This is a genomic window from Pantoea sp. Fr-CA_6 (genome assembly GCF_024520895.1).
Lineage (GTDB): Bacteria > Pseudomonadota > Gammaproteobacteria > Enterobacterales > Enterobacteriaceae > Pantoea > Pantoea agglomerans.
This window is the reverse complement of record NZ_JALNPO010000003.1, coordinates 428,957-444,830: the sequence shown is the minus strand read 5'-3', so window position 1 is coordinate 444,830 and position 15,874 is coordinate 428,957. Positions and strand designations below refer to the sequence as shown.

General features: G+C 53.3%; 17 protein-coding genes. 7 read left to right on the top strand and 10 right to left on the bottom strand.

Features of this window, described 5'->3' with window-relative positions; genetic code table 11:
• Positions 1–682: 682 nt before the first annotated feature.
• Together NR201_RS08190 and NR201_RS08185 are read right to left on the bottom strand one after the other, a co-directional pair.
• A complete protein-coding gene (locus tag NR201_RS08190) occupies positions 683–1,339 on the bottom strand; it encodes an SDR family oxidoreductase (protein WP_033786953.1) in 657 nt (218 codons plus the stop codon).
• Positions 1,340–1,427: 88 nt separating this feature from the next.
• A complete protein-coding gene (locus NR201_RS08185; protein ID WP_163799935.1) occupies positions 1,428–2,495 on the bottom strand; it encodes an SDR family oxidoreductase in 1,068 nt (355 codons plus the stop codon).
• Between the two features lie 100 nt (positions 2,496–2,595).
• Between NR201_RS08185 and NR201_RS08180 the strand changes: the two genes are divergently transcribed.
• The 4 genes from NR201_RS08180 to NR201_RS08165 all read left to right on the top strand — a co-directional run bounded on the left by NR201_RS08180 (position 2,596) and on the right by NR201_RS08165 (position 7,214).
• The gene (locus tag NR201_RS08180) at positions 2,596–3,498 is read left to right on the top strand and encodes a LysR family transcriptional regulator (RefSeq protein ID WP_010247278.1); all 903 of its coding nucleotides are present in this window, start codon (positions 2,596–2,598) and stop codon (positions 3,496–3,498) included.
• Positions 3,499–3,819: 321 nt separating this feature from the next.
• Positions 3,820–5,268, top strand: a complete 1,449-nt coding sequence (locus tag NR201_RS08175) for a sugar porter family MFS transporter (RefSeq protein WP_256849627.1) — start codon at positions 3,820–3,822, stop codon at positions 5,266–5,268.
• A gap of 98 nt (positions 5,269–5,366) precedes the next feature.
• Positions 5,367–6,194 carry a TIM barrel protein gene (locus tag NR201_RS08170; RefSeq protein WP_306281268.1) on the top strand — a complete coding sequence of 276 codons (828 nt, stop codon included), beginning with the start codon at positions 5,367–5,369 and terminating at the stop codon, positions 6,192–6,194.
• A 9-nt stretch (positions 6,195–6,203) separates the two neighbouring features.
• Positions 6,204–7,214: a Gfo/Idh/MocA family protein gene (locus tag NR201_RS08165; protein ID WP_010247281.1), complete on the top strand. Its 1,011-nt coding sequence runs from the start codon at positions 6,204–6,206 to the stop codon at positions 7,212–7,214.
• A gap of 158 nt (positions 7,215–7,372) precedes the next feature.
• On the opposite strand, the gene NR201_RS08160 is transcribed toward NR201_RS08165, so the two are convergent.
• The 4 genes from NR201_RS08160 to NR201_RS08145 all read right to left on the bottom strand — a co-directional run bounded on the left by NR201_RS08160 (position 7,373) and on the right by NR201_RS08145 (position 10,672).
• The gene (locus tag NR201_RS08160; protein ID WP_163799936.1) at positions 7,373–7,846 is read right to left on the bottom strand and encodes an OmpA family protein; all 474 of its coding nucleotides are present in this window, start codon (positions 7,844–7,846) and stop codon (positions 7,373–7,375) included.
• A 2-nt stretch (positions 7,847–7,848) separates the two neighbouring features.
• Complete coding sequence (locus tag NR201_RS08155) at positions 7,849–9,057, bottom strand: diguanylate cyclase domain-containing protein (protein ID WP_033760306.1); 1,209 nt, start codon at positions 9,055–9,057, stop codon at positions 7,849–7,851.
• Position 9,058: 1 nt separating this feature from the next.
• The gene (locus tag NR201_RS08150; RefSeq protein ID WP_010670301.1) at positions 9,059–9,619 is read right to left on the bottom strand and encodes a YfiR family protein; all 561 of its coding nucleotides are present in this window, start codon (positions 9,617–9,619) and stop codon (positions 9,059–9,061) included.
• 147 nt (positions 9,620–9,766) lie between these two features.
• Positions 9,767–10,672 (bottom strand): LysR family transcriptional regulator, encoded by a 906-nt coding sequence (locus NR201_RS08145; RefSeq protein ID WP_256849626.1) that lies wholly within the window; start codon positions 10,670–10,672, stop codon positions 9,767–9,769.
• Between the two features lie 402 nt (positions 10,673–11,074).
• Between NR201_RS08145 and NR201_RS08140 the strand changes: the two genes are divergently transcribed.
• Positions 11,075–11,368 carry a DUF1330 domain-containing protein gene (locus NR201_RS08140; protein ID WP_010670299.1) on the top strand — a complete coding sequence of 98 codons (294 nt, stop codon included), beginning with the start codon at positions 11,075–11,077 and terminating at the stop codon, positions 11,366–11,368.
• A 263-nt stretch (positions 11,369–11,631) separates the two neighbouring features.
• Here the strand turns inward: NR201_RS08140 and NR201_RS08135 are convergent, their stop codons facing one another.
• Both NR201_RS08135 and hprR read right to left on the bottom strand, forming a co-directional pair.
• Positions 11,632–12,990 (bottom strand): heavy metal sensor histidine kinase, encoded by a 1,359-nt coding sequence (locus NR201_RS08135; protein ID WP_256849625.1) that lies wholly within the window; start codon positions 12,988–12,990, stop codon positions 11,632–11,634.
• On the bottom strand, positions 12,983–13,663 hold the full coding sequence (hprR, locus tag NR201_RS08130; RefSeq protein WP_256849624.1) for a response regulator transcription factor HprR: 681 nt from the start codon (positions 13,661–13,663) through the stop codon (positions 12,983–12,985). Before hprR ends, NR201_RS08135 begins: the two co-directional genes overlap by 8 nt.
• A gap of 136 nt (positions 13,664–13,799) precedes the next feature.
• On the opposite strand from hprR, the gene uraH reads away from it, so the two are divergent.
• Both uraH and NR201_RS08120 read left to right on the top strand, forming a co-directional pair.
• The gene (gene uraH, locus NR201_RS08125) at positions 13,800–14,210 is read left to right on the top strand and encodes a hydroxyisourate hydrolase (protein WP_256849623.1); all 411 of its coding nucleotides are present in this window, start codon (positions 13,800–13,802) and stop codon (positions 14,208–14,210) included.
• A gap of 5 nt (positions 14,211–14,215) precedes the next feature.
• Positions 14,216–14,707, top strand: a complete 492-nt coding sequence (locus tag NR201_RS08120; RefSeq protein ID WP_010247306.1) for a heme-binding protein — start codon at positions 14,216–14,218, stop codon at positions 14,705–14,707.
• Positions 14,708–14,844: 137 nt separating this feature from the next.
• Here the strand turns inward: NR201_RS08120 and NR201_RS08115 are convergent, their stop codons facing one another.
• A complete protein-coding gene (locus NR201_RS08115; protein ID WP_132499003.1) occupies positions 14,845–15,063 on the bottom strand; it encodes a hypothetical protein in 219 nt (72 codons plus the stop codon).
• 176 nt (positions 15,064–15,239) lie between these two features.
• Positions 15,240–15,680, bottom strand: coding sequence for a GNAT family N-acetyltransferase (locus NR201_RS08110; protein WP_033760268.1), 441 nt, complete (start codon positions 15,678–15,680; stop codon positions 15,240–15,242).
• Positions 15,681–15,874: the final 194 nt, after the last annotated feature.

The window sequence follows — 15,874 nt, the reverse complement described above, 5'->3', positions numbered from 1 at the left end:
GACGAAAAAGCTTTCAGCTATAGCGTTATTAAAGCAGTTTCACTTACACGAAGGAATCTGCACCACATATGCTGACCGAAGCTTTTAATGATAAGTTGTCATCTGGATCTGCAACCGCAGATTGATATGAAGCACAGGTGAATCAGCCGCTGATAGCCGCGTAAATGCCTTGACTGACATTTATTAACTCGCGCCGTGGCGGGAATTTCTGAACGACTTTCGGACATGACTTCAGTACTGAAGAGGTAAATTATCGGAGAGAGTTAACGCTTTTCGCCGCTAACATAAAATTCAGCTACCTCATTGCCCTCTTTTGATTAACGCTGCCACCGGTGCAGTCACGCTGTAAAATGCCTACGACCGGCCATTTCCATGAGCGATATTTTCAGACGGGATAACTACATGGCATATCATCGGCGTTCAGCCTTCAATTTGGCATTTGGCTGTTTTCAGATAAATAATTGATGAGTAACGGCGTGGGATTAACAGTCTAATAATGAGCAGAGATTCGGCGACCAACAACCTTGCGCCAACGACATGACGGGCAGCAGCTTCACGGTAGCCATCCCTCTTATTCCTGGTAATGTCTGACTACCGTAAAACGTTATTCAGGAAAAGAGCCTGGACTCTTCCCTGAACTGCATCTGAATAAGTTGAGTTTCCAACTTTTTGAGGCAGTTTTTTAGCCTCGCTGCAGCCGCTGCAACGCCACATCAATCTGCACATCACCTTTGGTGAGTTCGATGATCTGATACTTAATCGCCGGATTTTCAATCAGGCCGACCAGTGTCGCCGCCACATCTTCGCGCGGGATCTCACCATACGGAATCGCCAGATCGGCATGAACCCGGCCGGTACCGGCTTCATCGGTCAGCGTACCCGGTCGCAGGATCACCCACTCCAGCTTACTCGCTACCAGCTCCGCATCCGCCAGACGCTTCACCCGCATGTAATTCTCAAATCCCTCTGAGGGAGTTTTACCGCGGCCCGCATCCGGGAAAGCGGAAACCAGCATAAAGCGTGATACCCCCGCCTGCTCTGCTGCGGCAACCGCCAGCTTCAGCCCTTCTCCGTCAATGGCATTGGTCAGCTCGATCCCGGCACCGCCCGCACCCGCCGTGAAGACAGCCACATCGTGACCGGTCATCAGATCTGCCAGTGCCGTCACGCTCAGCTGCTGAATATCGCCAGCCACCGGTTTAGCACCTGCGGACTGCAGCGTCTCTGCCTGTTCCGGTTTGCGGTGCAGCGCCGTCACTGTATGGCCTTTACTGCTCAGCTGACGAGTCAGCTTTTGGCCCACTTTGCCCGCTGCGCCGATAATGAAACATGTCGCCATAGGATCCAATCCTCTATTTACTGATTGAGTGCCAGAGTATAGCTATCAGTCAGAAACAAAACAGGCGCCTGATGCGGCGCCTGCTGGGTTATTGCGGGATCACTTTTTCCGCTTTCAGCTTATCAAACAGCTGAATAAAGGAGTCGAGCGTGCTGCGATAGCCGGTGAAGCCCGCTTTGCGGCTCTTACTCATATCGGTAAAGGCTTCCATCGGACGTCCCAGGTCGGCATCGGTATGCCACCAGGAAGCCAGTCTGGTGACATCCGATTCACGCAACTGATGCTGATCTGCAATCGTCTGCCATGCACTGGCGGCTTCCTGCATGCGATCTTCCAGCGGCATCATCTGCGCCGGGTATTCTGCTGCTTCAATGCCGAAATAGTCAGCCAGTTTTGGCCACATCCAGTTCCAGCGGAACACATCGCCGTTTACCGCATTGAAATCCTGATTAGCGGCATTAGGTGAGGTCGCCGCCCAGTGCAGCTGCTCAGCCAGCAGGCCCGCATCGGTCATATCAACGACACCGTTCCACTGCTCAGGTGAGCCAGGGAAGATAAACGGCCAGCCTTTCTCTTTACACAGCGTTGCGTAGACCGCCAGTGTCTGACCCATATTCATCGCATTGCCCACGGCATAACCGATGATGGTGTGCGGGCGATGCACACTCCAGCGGTAGTCATACTTCTCTGCACCAGCGAACACTTCATCTTCCTGCGCGTAGTAGAAGTTATCGACCGGCTGACGGCCCTGCTCTTCACGGAACGGCGTGACTGGCACAGCGCCTTTGCCGTAAGCTTCAAACGGCCCCAGGTAGTGCTTCAGTCCGGTTACCAGCGCCACGTGCGAACCCTGTAAGCGGTCGCCGAGTGCTTCAATCACATTTCGCACCATGCCGCCGTTAACGCGGATATTCTCTTTTTCATTTTCCTGACGCGCCCAGACGCTAAAGAACAGCGCATCCGGTTTCACTGTTTTCAGCGCGTCCCGGACGGCATCCGCATCGGTCAGATCGGCCGTCAGGCTGGTGACACCTTCAGGTACCGCGCCACGTCCGCGTGACAGACCGCTGACCTGCCAGCCTTCTTTCTGTAATTTATCTGCCAGTCCGCGACCAATAACGCCACTGATGCCCACAATCAAAGCATGCTTTTTCATTTGATTTCTCCTCGTTTTGCGTAATGCTAAGCCTAATAGAGAATTCAGTTCTTATCTCTGGCATTTATTCACAGCATTCTCAACCTGAGTTCATTAATCGATGCACGATCATCGCCTCAAAGATATTCTGCCGTTTGTTGCCAGCGTAGAGTGTGGCAGTTTTACCGCCGCTGCGGAGCGTCTGCACGTGACCGGATCGGCGATCAGTAAAAGCGTCAGCCGCCTGGAGACGCGATTAGGCTCGCGACTGCTGGAGCGCACCACACGGAGCCTGCACCTCACCGACGCGGGCAGCGCCTATTACCAGACCTGCCTGCGTATTCTGGAGGATCTGGCCGAAGCCGAAGCGGTGCTGGCGGCACAGCGAACCATTCCTTCCGGTCGCCTGCGCCTGGCGGTGCCCACCACCTATGGCCGCCTCAATGTGATGCCGCTGCTGATGCCCTTTTGTCAGCAACACCCGGAACTGGCTCTGAGCCTGAGTTTCTCTGACCGCTTTGTTGACCTGTTTGAAGAGGGCGTGGATGTGGCGGTACGGATCGGCGGCGCGCCCGACCTGCCTGCTTCGCTGGGCTGGCGTAATATGGGCCGCGAGCAGATGCAGTTCTGTGCCTCACCCGCTTATCTGGCACGCGAGGGACGACCTGAAGATGAGGCGGCGCTGCTGAACCACCGCGCCATCCTTTATGAGCGTGTAGATGGCAGCACCAAACCCTGGCTGTTCACCACCGAAGATGGTCAGCCGCACTGGCGCGAGGTGCCGTACCGGCTGGCACTGGGCGACGTTGATGCCCAGCTGCAGGCTGTCATCGCCGGGCTGGGCGTGGCACAAATGCCCTCGTGGCTGATTCAGCATGCCGTGAAACAGGGCGACCTGGAGATAATTTTGCCGCAGTTGCAGCCCGAGGGGCTGACGCTGAGCGTGGTGTGGCCACGCCGTAAACAGTTCCTGCCTAAGGTCGATGCACTGTTATCGGCGCTCACCGCGCTGGAAATCCGCTAACCCGCCCTGCTATCTGTTTATCGCGGTTGGGATGTTTCATCCTGACTGCGATCATTTAATCTTTCTACACGCTGATTTCCCCCTGTTCTTCCCTGCCTGAACCGCCGGTAACTTATCGATCCCCCCTATAACCCGCTTAAATTTAATGTTTTTATTTTCGCCTTGATGGAATCCCATCAAAATAAAAATGGCGGAAGGGTTGAGCTCACATAATGAAAACTAAGTTTCAAATATAATTTAACCCGAAATAAAAATATCAGTAGGGTGATGTCTTCTTCATGTTCTGACGTTTTGTCTTTGCCGTTATTACCAGGAGTATTCATGGAAAAAGAACTTTATATCTCGTCGAACCCGGCATCCGGTCCAAATAGCACCACCCGCACCGAGCCTTTTGTGAAGATTATTGCGCTGGTCGCCACCCTGGGTGGATTGCTGTTTGGTTATGACACCGGTGTGGTCTCAGGCGCGTTGCTGTTTATGCGCGGCGATCTGCATCTCACCCCATTTACTACCGGGCTGGTCACCAGTTCCCTGCTGTTTGGTGCAGCCTTCGGCGCGCTGGCAGCCGGTCATCTGGCGGATGGCCTCGGCAGACGACGCATTATCATTGCGCTGGCGCTTATCTTCGCTTTTGGCGCTGTCGGCTCGGCGCTGGCGCCTGATGTCACCTGGATGATCGCTTCTCGCCTATTCCTGGGCTTTGCCGTGGGGGGTGCTGCCGCGACCGTGCCGGTCTACATCGCAGAAATCGCACCCGCCAATAAACGTGGCCAGCTGGTCACCCTGCAGGAGCTGATGATCGTCAGCGGTCAGCTGCTGGCGTACATCTCCAACGCCACCTTTAACGATATCTGGGGCGGCGAAAATACCTGGCGCTGGATGCTGGCGCTGTCGATTGTCCCCGCTGTTCTGCTCTGGATCGGCATGATTTTTATGCCTGAAACCCCGCGCTGGCACGTAATGAAAGGCCGCAGTCAGGCAGCGCGCGAGGTCCTGGAAAAAACCCGTGCCGCCGAAGATGTCGAGTGGGAGCTGGAAGAGATTGAGGAAACCATTGAAGAGAACCGTCAGCGTGGCAAAGGCCGCCTGCGCGATCTCGCCACACCCTGGCTGATGAAAATCTTCCTGCTGGGCGTGGGTATTGCCGCCATCCAGCAGCTGACCGGGGTGAATACCATTATGTATTACGCCCCCACCATGCTGACCGCCGCCGGACTGAGCAACGATGCCGCGCTGTTCGCCACCATCGCCAATGGCGTGATTTCAGTGGTGATGACGCTGGCGGGCATCTGGTTAATCGGCAAAGTGGGACGCCGTCCGCTGGTGTTAATCGGACAGATGGGCTGCACCTGCTGCCTGTTCTTTATCGGGCTGGTCTGCTGGCTGATGCCGGAATACCTCAACGGCACGGTCAACCTGGTGCGGGCTTATCTGGTGCTGGCGGGGATGCTGATGTTTCTCTGCTTCCAGCAGGGCGCATTGTCACCCGTTACCTGGCTGCTGCTGTCGGAAATCTTCCCCGCCCGGATGCGTGGCATCTGTATGGGTGGCGCTGTCTTCTCACTGTGGATCGCCAACTTCGCCATCTCCATGGCCTTCCCGCTGTTATTAGCCGCATTTGGTCTGGCCGGAGCCTTCTTTATATTCGCGGCTATCGGCATCGGCGGTTCTGTTTTTGTTGTGAAGTTTATTCCCGAGACCCGGGGAAGAAGTCTTGAGCAGGTCGAGCACTATTTCTATGCGCTTTATAACGGCAACGGCAAAAAATAGTGCCTGAAACGTCTGTATTGAATAATCTACGGCCCGCGTCATTACGCTGACTACCCGATTGCTATTAACACTGTACCCCTACATTCAAGGAAATTGTTATGAGCCTGAATATTCCCAACGCGCGCTTTTGCATCAACCGTAAAATTGCGCCCAGCCTCACCCTTCCGCAGTTTTTTAAACTGGTCAGCCAGCTCGGTATCCATAATGTCGAACTGCGTAATGATATGCCCAGCGGCCGCGTCACCGACGATCTCAGCGGCGACGAGGTAAAAGCCCTGGCGCGTGAGTCAGGCATCCGGATTGTGACCATCAATGCGCTTTATCCCTTTAATCAGCTGAATGAAGAGGTGCTGCAACGCACCCGCCAGCTGTTAAGTGATGCGCAGGCGGTCGGCGCTGAATCGCTGGTGCTCTGCCCGCTTAATGATGGCACGCCGATTAGCGCTGCCGACACCGTAAGCGCGCTGAAAACCCTGGCCCCGCTGTTCGCTGAGGCAGGTATTCAGGGGCTGGTGGAACCGCTGGGCTTTCCGCAAAGCTCGCTGCGTTCAGCGACTCAGGCTCAGACGCTGATCCATGAAGCGGGTGTGCCATTCAGATTGCTGATCGATACCTTCCATCATCATCTGTTTGAAGATGCGGAACAGAACTTCGAACAGGAGATCGATATTCAGCAGATCGGTCTGGTTCACCTTTCTGGCGTCACCGACCCGCGCCCGGTTAATCAGCTAACCGACGAAGAGCGCATCATGCTCAGCGCGGAAGACCGCTTGCGCAGTAAGCAGCAGGTCGAGCGACTGGAGAAGATGGGTTACACCGGCCTTTACGCCTTTGAGCCGTTCTCCTCAGTGATGAACAGCTGGCAGGAAGCGGACATTGCCCGCGAAATTCGCGACAGCATCCAGCTGTTAAACCACTCAGCTTAAGGAATTATCATGACTATTAATATTGGCGTCATCGGCACCGGCGCAATCGGTCGCGAACACATCCGCCGTTGCAGCACCGTGTTACAGAATGCGCGCGTGGTGGCGCTTAACGATATCAACCGTGAAAACTGCCAGCAAATCGTCAATGAGCTGACGCCGGAAGCGCGCATTTATGACAATGCGATTGATCTGATTAACGATCCGCAGGTCAATGCCGTGCTGGTCACCTCCTGGGGCCCGACGCATGAAGCCTTTGTGCTGGCCTGCATTGAGGCGGGTAAAGCGGTGTTCTGCGAAAAACCGCTGGCGGTTACCGCGCAGGGCTGCATGAACATTGTGGAAGCAGAAATTAAGGCAGGACGTCAGCTGGTGCAGGTCGGGTTTATGCGCCCTTATGACAGCGGCTATCGTGCACTAAAAGCGGTGATCGACAGCGGCGAAATTGGCGAGCCTTTGATGCTGCACTGTGCGCACCGTAACCCGGAAGTGGGCGACAGCTACACCACCGACATGGCGATCACCGACACCCTGATCCACGAACTCGATGTGCTGCGCTGGCTGCTGGATGATGATTATGCCAGCGTGCAGGTAATCTTCCCGCGTAAAACCCGTAAGGCGTCGTCACATCTGCGCGATCCGCAAATCGTGCTGCTTGAGACCACCAAAGGGGCGCGCATTGATGTCGAAATCTTCGTGAACTGTGAATATGGTTACGATATTCAGTGTGAAGTGGTGGGTGAAAGCGGCATTGCTCGTCTGCCGGAGCCGGTCTCTGTGCAGCTTCGCAGCGCGGCTAAGCTTTCCACCACCATTCTGACTGACTGGAAAAAGCGTTTTATCGATGCGTATGACGTGGAGTTGCAGGCATTTATCAACAACGTCATCAGCGGTGAGATGACCGGTCCCTCCGCCTGGGATGGTTACGCCGCCGCGGTGGCCGCTGATGCCTGCGTCGCGGCCCAGACTTCCGGTGAGATTGTGCCGGTCAGTATGCCAGCAAGACCGGCATTTTATCGCTGATAGCAACACTGCACGGCGGGTTCCGCCGTGCATTTTTCCCTCCGTTTCACCTTTTCCAGCGGCTTTTCACGCATCATCGGTAACCGGATAAAGCCGCCAGGCAGGACATTGAGTCATACCGGCCTGAGCGCGCAGCACTGCCCACTGTTAACTCATTATCACGGCGCAGTAATCACAATTGCCACACGCCGATTTTGCGCGCGTCCCTGCGCGCTAATGTTGCTGGTAACGGGTGCACTCATGCCTAATCCACGTGTGATAATATTTTCGCGCGGTATAGCAGCCCCTTCCGCCCACTGTGCCGCGACTGCGTTAGCTCTTTTTAGCGACAGCTGTTGGTTATAATCTGGTTTGCCGTAATTATCGGTGTGCCCGTCAATTCGCACATGCTTAATACCGGTCGACGCCAGGTTTTTTGCCATCCCCTGAATATTTCTTTTGCTGGAGGGTGTAAGTTCTGATTCGTTTACACCAAACAGGATCTTATCTGATAAGCCTAATCCCCAGCCTTCCCTATTTTGAGTGAATCCCGCACGCTGCATCGCTGCGATCTGCGCCTCATTAAAACGTTCTTTAGACTGACAACCGACCAGCGCCAAAATAAGCAGCATCAGGGAAATATTTTTTTTCATCTTTAAGCCTTATTTGTTCGCTTATTTTTATACATATTCATGTCAGCGCGTTCGAGAATAGACTCAACCGTATCGCCGTGTTGTGACCAGGCGTAGCCAATGGTAACCGAGGTATTTATCGGCGTACCTTCTGCAAGGATGATTTTTTCCATGATGAGGTCATGGATGTCCTGCATGAGTTGCTGTAATTGCTCCTCACTGACCTGACTGCTTACCAGCATGGCAAATTCATCCCCACCTAACCGGGCGACTAGATCCTGTTCAGATGCCAGTGATAACAGCCGTGCTGCTATCGCTTTTAATACCTCATCCCCGGCGGCATGGCCCCAGTTATCATTGATACTTTTAAAGCGGTCGCCATCAAGAAAGAGTAAGGCAAAACGCTCCTCAGCATATTGCTGGTCGAGAAGCCGGGAAAGGTGAGCAGCAAACGCGCTGCGGTTTGCAAGACCGGTTAACGGGTCCTCCAGCGCTTTGGCTGCCAGCGAGCGATTATCACGCATAAGCGAAGCCTTCAGCGATTGCATTTCCCTCAGCAACGAATTCAGATCATCTGAAAATAGCTGAAACTCACTCGTCGTGCTCTCCGGTATACGCAAGGAAAAATCACCGGAATGAATCACATAGTGAATCGAACTGGTAATGTTGCGCAGTGTAGCGAGCATACCCCGATGCAGAAATTCACTCAGCAAAAGGGAGATAATCAGGACACATAGCATACCGCTGGTCAGAATCATGAAGGAGTATCGAATGAAACTCACCGCGCCGGTCACGGTGCCTTCCAGCGTTAATGTACCGACAGCAACGTCAGAGTGAATGATACTAACGTTAAGCGGTTTAAGATAAATCCATTCACGTAATAACCGCGAATACCAGCCCGTCTGCTCCTGCTGAGCATGCCAGTTGACCAGAACAATGTGATCTTTAGTGACCAGTTTCGCAGATGCGTACATCCCTTCATTGCCGAGCCGTGCAATTTTATTGTGCGCATCGTAACTGTCGGAAAAAACGGTCGCAGCGGTTAGCGTGGTGCTGAGGGTTGCGCCGATTAATTCAAGGTTTCGCTTCTCGTAATTTTTAATGAATAGCAGCGACGTCGAAGAGAGCAACAGCCAGCACAACAGTAATATCACCGCAGCGTTGATGGTGCTTATTTTTCGCAGTTTATTGCGTATCGATGATTTGTCATTTCTTAATTTATCGAATTTCATTTTATTCGCTTCTCTCGCGGGACAGCAAAAGCACGTCCGGACTCACCCTGACACCGCTTCTGGCAAGCGAATCAAGGTTAACGGAAAAAAGCGTGTGGCCCGGATGAAAAATCAGGCAAAACGCGGCGCCCCGCGTGCAATCCGCATTGTTCTCCGCGAGGGTAAGGACGGCTCTGCCCTTAAACTGCTGAATCAGGTCCACCTGCTGTTGTGACGTCTGATCGCCGAAATAGACGGCGTCGCATCTGTGCGACGGCAGGTCGCCTGCGCTGGCAAGATAAACAACGGTGAATGTGGCTGCCGCAGAGGAGGCATTGTCCGGCAAGGAGAGATGCCGGGCTGAAGAAAAAATACATAATTGAGGCGGTTGTTTTAAGCCCGTCCACTGGGTGAAGCTGATAATACCACTGACGATATCATTGGCTTTGCCATCTTTTATTTCGGCACTGGCAATATGAGGAATAAGCAGCAGCAAAATAAGTCCCGTATAAACGAGTTTGCAGATGTGGCGTATGAAAAGCAGCACATCGACGTCATGATGAATTTGATATTTATCGATCATACTGCGTTCCCAAAAATTCTACGCATGGCAGGACGCCTTAATAAGCGCGGAAATATTAGCATAGCGGTGATTAAATTTGTACTTCTGGTTTGGTTCGCCACATACCCTGTTGGTGTACTTTTATCTGGCGTAAGGATCACTGTGCTATCAGTCAAAATAAGGTTTTAAAATTTCTTCGGTCCAGTGCATAAAGGCTCTGACACGCCGCGACAGATTTCGTCGGTGCGCGACAACAAAAGAGGCACTGAGCGGCTCAGGACACAGATCGGTAAGGACTTCAACCAGCGCACCGCGCTCAATATAGGGCGCCAGCGTGGAGTAACCGCCCTGAATCAAGCCCAGCCCGGCCAGTCCCGCCTCATGATAGGCCGGTACGCTATTTACCCTTATGGCGCCGGGTAACATCAGCAATTGATAGCCGTCATCCGCCGGATACTCCCAGCCATCTGGCTTCGAACCAAAGCTCCGCTGGTAATGGACCATCTGGTGTCCCTGACTGAGAAGGTCATCAATCGTCTGCGGTATCCCAAAGCGCGCCAGATAGCTGGGACTGGCGGCATTAATCATGCGTAGTTTCCCCAGCGGGCGAGCAATAAGCGTGTCATCAACGATTGGCCCCAGACGGATGACACAATCAAATCCTTCATGAACTAAATCAACGCGCCGATCGGTACTTGAAAGCTCGATCTCCAGTTCAGGGTGTGCCTCCAGCAACTGAGGCAGCGCGGGGATCACCACGCATTGTGCCAGCACGGCAGGCATATCAACGCGTATTCTGCCCCGCAATGACATCCCCTCGTGAGAGAACATGGACTGTAATTCTTCGGCTTCCGATAACAGATCGCGGGCGCGTGAGTAAAAAGCCCGTCCATCTTCCGTTAACTGCACTGTTCGCGTGGTGCGATGCAGAAGTGTCGCGCCTGTCTCCCTTTCGAGTTCGCGCACCACTAGTGAGGCGCGTCCTTTCTGAATACCCAGGCTTTCAGCTGCCTGAGTAAAACTCTTCATTTCCGCCACGCGTGCAAAAATAATCAGCACCTCAAGGTTTTTCATTCATTGTTCCCCTTCAGAGTAACAGTGCGTTATTTCTTACGTTATTTATCACCATATTGATGGGTAATAGACTGCTTTCACACCGCGGATATTGCAGAACGCGATCTGAACGTTATGAGGGTGAATCGTCTCTCTGAAAGGCTTAACGCCGTTGCGAACTGCCATGCAGATTTGTGTACATAAGCACTGGCTCAGATCCCCGCATCATTCAGATCACTGTCGGTTCCGCGACAAACATTGCTCAGGGTATCGGGAAGCACTCAGTGAAAAGGTGGTTACTCACCACTCAATCCGTTGACCCGAAGGAAGATTTGAAAACTAAGCTCCCATTCCGGATTTGGTTAACGCCAGTCGCGCTGCCTTACGCTGGATTTCACCCCCCTGTCAGGAAGGAAAAGAAAAATGAACAAAGGTTATTTAATCGCTCACGTGACCGTATCGGACCCTGTCGCATACGCTGACTATGCCAGAGCTGCAGGCGAAGCCATGCAGGCGTTTAATCCGAAGATCGTTGCCTGGTCAGGGCAGTATGAAAATCTGGAGGGAGAGGCGCATGAACGGCATGTGGTATTTGAGTTCGAATCTTTTGCCGAAGCCAAAGGTTTTTATGAAAGCCCTGCGTATCAGGCTGCCAGGCTGTTGCGTGCAGGGGCTGCGCACGGGACGTTTGTGCTGGTTGAAGGGGCCAGCCTTTAAACACTTCACCGTCATGTGCCGATGCAGACTCCAGCGAACCTGGGGCCCGCAGGATGTCACCAGTATGCTCAGTGGTGCCGGGATTTACCCGAGAAAGTGACAAGGTATATTCTGGTAATTGACGCTACCTGACCACCGTGCCGGTTAGGTAGCGTGTAACAGGCAAGGGGGTGGCTGTGTCTGACTTTATGACTTCCGCAGATCGCTTCCATCCCCTTCTGCTTTCATTAAAGCAGCACGGATGAGGTTTTTCTTACAGACGCTCACTTTCGGGGCAGGCGCAGGCCAAAGATAGTGTGCCCGTTCTCATACCGGTAGTAAGCACTTCCGCCATGTAAAGCGGCGATTGCGCGCACCAGCGACAGTCCCAGCCCGCTTCCGGCCGTATGACGGACGTTATCGCCCCGCCAGAAGCGTTCAAATAATTTTTCAGGCTCCTCCAGCGCTTCGCCCGCGTTCGACACTTCAATCTCTACGTAGTCAGCGTGATGACACGTGCTGACCTGAATCGTCCCTTTTTTCGGCGAATAACGAATGGCGTTGATCAACAGGTTACTCATCGCACGCTGGAATAGCATTTTATCCGCGGTGAGGCTGCCTGCGGCGCTCAGCGCAATGACCTTCTCCTGCTCTTCCGCAACCGGTTCAAGAAAGTCGATCAGCGATTCCAGCGCATTCTGCAGCAGGAAGTCCTGTTTATTGAGTCTGATATTGTGGTGCGTGGCGCGAGCCAGGAAGAGAATGTTTTCAGTGAGACGCGACAGACTCTCAAGCTCTTCAATGTTGCCTTCGAGCAGCGTCTGATATTCAGCGGCTGAGCGTTCATGACCCAGCGCGACCTGATTCTGGCCCAGTAACACATTAATGGGCGTGCGGATTTCGTGGGCCAGATCGTCGGCAAACTGGGTCAGACGGATAAAGTCCGTGGATAAGCGCTGACGCATAGCGTTAAGCGCATTGCCAATCGGTAGCAGCTCCTGCGGGATAGCCTGAAGCGGCACGGGCTGATTTAACCGGTCACTGGCCGTTTCTGCCACGATCTTACTTAACCGGCCGATCGCCCTTAGCCCTCTGCGAATCAACAGCGGACTGACTGCGGCGCACAGCAATATGGCCGCCAGTGAAACCAGAATGCTTTGCTGGCGATAACGCTCCAGCATCAGTGCTCGCTCCCGCGCGACCCGGGCAAGCGTAATAGTTACCGGCCCGAGCGAGGAGTTTGCCTGCAGGCTTAACGCCGACGCTTCCGTCTTGTCCGCATTGATCCAGCGGTGCAGCTGTTTCTCACTGGGTGGCGTACTGACCGGCGTGGGCGAGATCGCGGGCAACGTTATCCCGGTATGATTAATACTGACGTTTTGCTCATGCTGCGAGCGGATGCTGAGAATGTCCTGATGGATATCGACCATCCGATTGAAGTAGAGCGGCAGCGAGCTGGGATGGGCACCATCTTCAAGCAGTTGTCTTAACTGCGCCGCCCGATTAATCAGCGTTTGATCGTCCCGCCAGACCAGTTCACTGCGTAACGCTTTATACAGAATCAGGCTGATGCCGCCACAGGCCATCGCCATGATCAGCGTAAAAATCCCCGTCAGCCGCAGCGTCAGAGAAGGGCTAGTCACCCTCGCCTCCTTTTTCTGACAGGCAATATCCCATGCCCCTTACCGTAGTGATGAGCTTTTTAGGAAAGGGGTCGTCGACTTTACGGCGCAGGCGGCGGATAGCAACATCGACGATATTGGTTTCACTGTCGAAATTAACGCCCCATATTTCGCTGGCCAGCAGCGTCCGCGGCAGAATCTCACCGTGACGGCTGGCGAGCAGCCATAACAGCATGAACTCTTTGCGCGTCAGTGCAAGAGTGACACCGTCACGCAGAACCTGAAAGCGCGCTGAGTCCAGCACCAGATCGCCCACCCGTAGTACGCTACTGTGCGGCTGCTGCTGCCGGAGCTGATTTCTTACCCGAGCAAGCAACTCCGCAAAAGAGAACGGCTTAACCAGGTAATCATTGGCCCCCAGTTCCAGCCCTTTCACCCGATCATCCACCGAGTCTCGGGCAGTCAGGCAAATTACCGGAATCTGACTGGCGGTACGCAGGGTTTTCAGCACCTGCCACCCATCCATCCCCGGCAGCATAATATCCAGTATCAACAGGCTGTAGGGATGTGACAGCCCCAGATGCAGGCCATCCCGGCCGTCTGCGGCGTAATCCACGATATAGCCCGCTTCTTCCAGCCCCTTACGCACCCAGGCGCTAGCCTTCTGATTATCTTCGATCAGTAATAGTTTCATCGGCGCAGTTTGCCATGAAATTTATGACCGCCCCAGCGTTTCAGCGCCAGATGACAATATGGTCATCTTTCTGACAGGCAGAACGAACAACCGTACAGGTATAACAGCGGGGTGATTAACACCGGAGTATTAAAAAATGAAAAAGAGTCTCACTGCCCTGGCCCTCTCCACGCTGCTTGCCGTCCCCGCGGTCACCTTCGCGGCCAGTAAAAATCCGCTGAGCGTTCACGTGCTGAACCAGCAGACCGGGCTGCCGGCCTCAGAGGTTAAGGTAATGCTAGAGCAGAAACAGGGAGAAAGCTGGAAAGTACTGAATACCGCCAATACTAATCAGCAGGGTCGGATTGATGCCCTTTGGCCAGCAAAGCCCTTTGAGGCGGGAGACTATCGGGTGATTTTTAAAACCGGTCACTATTTTGCGGCACATCAACAGCAGAGTTTCTTCCCCGAAATCCCGGTGGAGTTCCATATCACCAATACCACTACCACCTATCACATTCCGTTGCTGCTGAGCCAGTACGGTTATTCCACCTATCGCGGGAGCTGAAATAAATGAAACGTTTACTGCTGGCATTGATGCTGACTACCGGACCTGCCGTGGCGCTCGCTGCTGAGCCAGCCTCCGTCTATGACATGACGCAGGCGCTGAGTAATCAGCTGGCAACGGAGGCTTTGTCCGCCTGCCACAATATGAATCGTCAAGGCGTAGTCGCCGTGGTGGATCGGGGTGGAAACCTGGTCACGCTGATGCGGGATGACAACGTGGGTCCCCACAACACCCAGGCGGCATGGCGTAAAGCGTTTACTGCGCTCTCCACCAAAACGCCGACCAGACAACTGACCATAAAGGCGCAATCCTCACCGGAAAGCGTCAACCTGAATACGGTTAATGAGCTATTGCTGCTTGGCGGCGGCGTGCCGGTGCAATATCGCGGCCAGTGGATCGGCGCTATCGGCATGGCGGGCACCGGCGGCGCGGAATCCGACGATCAATGTGGGACCGAAGCGATTAACAAAGTGCTGGGTAACAGCAAGCAACCGTAATCATGATGAACGCGCGGCGGGTATATTCCTGCCAGACACGGGGAATAAACTGTTCCCCGTGTTGTTTAAATAAGTCGCCGCAAGAACGGCTGCTTTGTGCCAGAAGCGGACTCAGAGTAAAGCTGTTCATCAAATCCTTATTCGATTCGTTCCACATTTGGATGACGCTCGGTTGCGGCTTCATGAAAAATATCACTCAGCCAGACAGCAATCTCGCCTTCTGTCATATCATCTGGAATAGCGACGTCATAGAGCCGGGAAAACTTTCTTTCCGTCAGATCAGCACGAAATACCAGCCACCGATTATTCTCACGTTGAACGCCAATATGCCGCCCAAAAACGTTATATACCAACATATGCAACCTCCAAGCATGCTAATGAGTCTCTGAATTAATGATATATACGTCTGGGCAGGTCAATGAGAAAATCGTAGATATATGAATAGCCAGCGTCCGCTTCTCGCTCATAGCGGCCCTTCCAGAGCGCAGGTCTTCTGCGTGCAAATGCGGAACTCGATGAGAGATGAAGAAGATCAACTATCACGTTGCTTTTCTAACCGGATGAAAGTGCCATCCAGATTTGCTTTATTACCCCAGCCGAGTTGCATGTAAAATTTTGCCGCACGGCTGTTTTCATCGGTTTCCAGCCAGGCAATTTCGTGATGTCTGAATAACTCCTGTTCCGCAAGCATAGTGAGTCTGCGACCTATACCTCTGCTTTCGTATTCAGGAAGAACAAAAAGACCATAAAGGCAGCCTTTATCCTTTAAAATCATTGAAAAACCGATAATTTCGTCATTATCACAGGCAACCCATGCACAATGGTCGTTTTTGATCATATCGCCCACGACGCTTTCGGTGATCCCCATTCTTCGCATTTCTTCGCGGCTCAGATGATTCTCCGTAACAGATGTTCGGACTGAGAAAATTCCATCAACATCAGAAAGTTGTGCTGGCCTTATACCTATACTCATAAGACTTACTCCATGTATGACAAAGCTAAATCCTGATGATAATGAATTCAGATCCTCTTAGGAGCCACAGAACTGTCAATGAGATGCCTGCTATTTATTTTCCGCTCCTCGCTCAAAACGCATTTAACCAGCTTCAGCAGTTAACCCGCCCCTTTGCCATCACACTCAGCCAGCAGGCCCGGAACGCTGTACGG

Coding starts and splice junctions, on each gene's coding strand:
- NR201_RS08190 (WP_033786953.1), bottom strand. CDS start 1,339: ATGGCGACATGTTTCATTATCGGCGCAGCGGGCAAAGTGGGCCAAAAG.
- NR201_RS08185 (WP_163799935.1), bottom strand. CDS start 2,495: ATGAAAAAGCATGCTTTGATTGTGGGCATCAGTGGCGTTATTGGTCGC.
- NR201_RS08180 (WP_010247278.1), top strand. CDS start 2,596: ATGCACGATCATCGCCTCAAAGATATTCTGCCGTTTGTTGCCAGCGTA.
- NR201_RS08175 (WP_256849627.1), top strand. CDS start 3,820: ATGGAAAAAGAACTTTATATCTCGTCGAACCCGGCATCCGGTCCAAAT.
- NR201_RS08170 (WP_306281268.1), top strand. CDS start 5,367: ATGAGCCTGAATATTCCCAACGCGCGCTTTTGCATCAACCGTAAAATT.
- NR201_RS08165 (WP_010247281.1), top strand. CDS start 6,204: ATGACTATTAATATTGGCGTCATCGGCACCGGCGCAATCGGTCGCGAA.
- NR201_RS08160 (WP_163799936.1), bottom strand. CDS start 7,846: ATGAAAAAAAATATTTCCCTGATGCTGCTTATTTTGGCGCTGGTCGGT.
- NR201_RS08155 (WP_033760306.1), bottom strand. CDS start 9,057: ATGAAATTCGATAAATTAAGAAATGACAAATCATCGATACGCAATAAA.
- NR201_RS08150 (WP_010670301.1), bottom strand. CDS start 9,619: ATGATCGATAAATATCAAATTCATCATGACGTCGATGTGCTGCTTTTC.
- NR201_RS08145 (WP_256849626.1), bottom strand. CDS start 10,672: ATGAAAAACCTTGAGGTGCTGATTATTTTTGCACGCGTGGCGGAAATG.
- NR201_RS08140 (WP_010670299.1), top strand. CDS start 11,075: ATGAACAAAGGTTATTTAATCGCTCACGTGACCGTATCGGACCCTGTC.
- hprR (WP_256849624.1), bottom strand. CDS start 13,663: ATGAAACTATTACTGATCGAAGATAATCAGAAGGCTAGCGCCTGGGTG.
- uraH (WP_256849623.1), top strand. CDS start 13,800: ATGAAAAAGAGTCTCACTGCCCTGGCCCTCTCCACGCTGCTTGCCGTC.
- NR201_RS08120 (WP_010247306.1), top strand. CDS start 14,216: ATGAAACGTTTACTGCTGGCATTGATGCTGACTACCGGACCTGCCGTG.
- NR201_RS08115 (WP_132499003.1), bottom strand. CDS start 15,063: ATGTTGGTATATAACGTTTTTGGGCGGCATATTGGCGTTCAACGTGAG.
- NR201_RS08110 (WP_033760268.1), bottom strand. CDS start 15,680: ATGAGTATAGGTATAAGGCCAGCACAACTTTCTGATGTTGATGGAATT.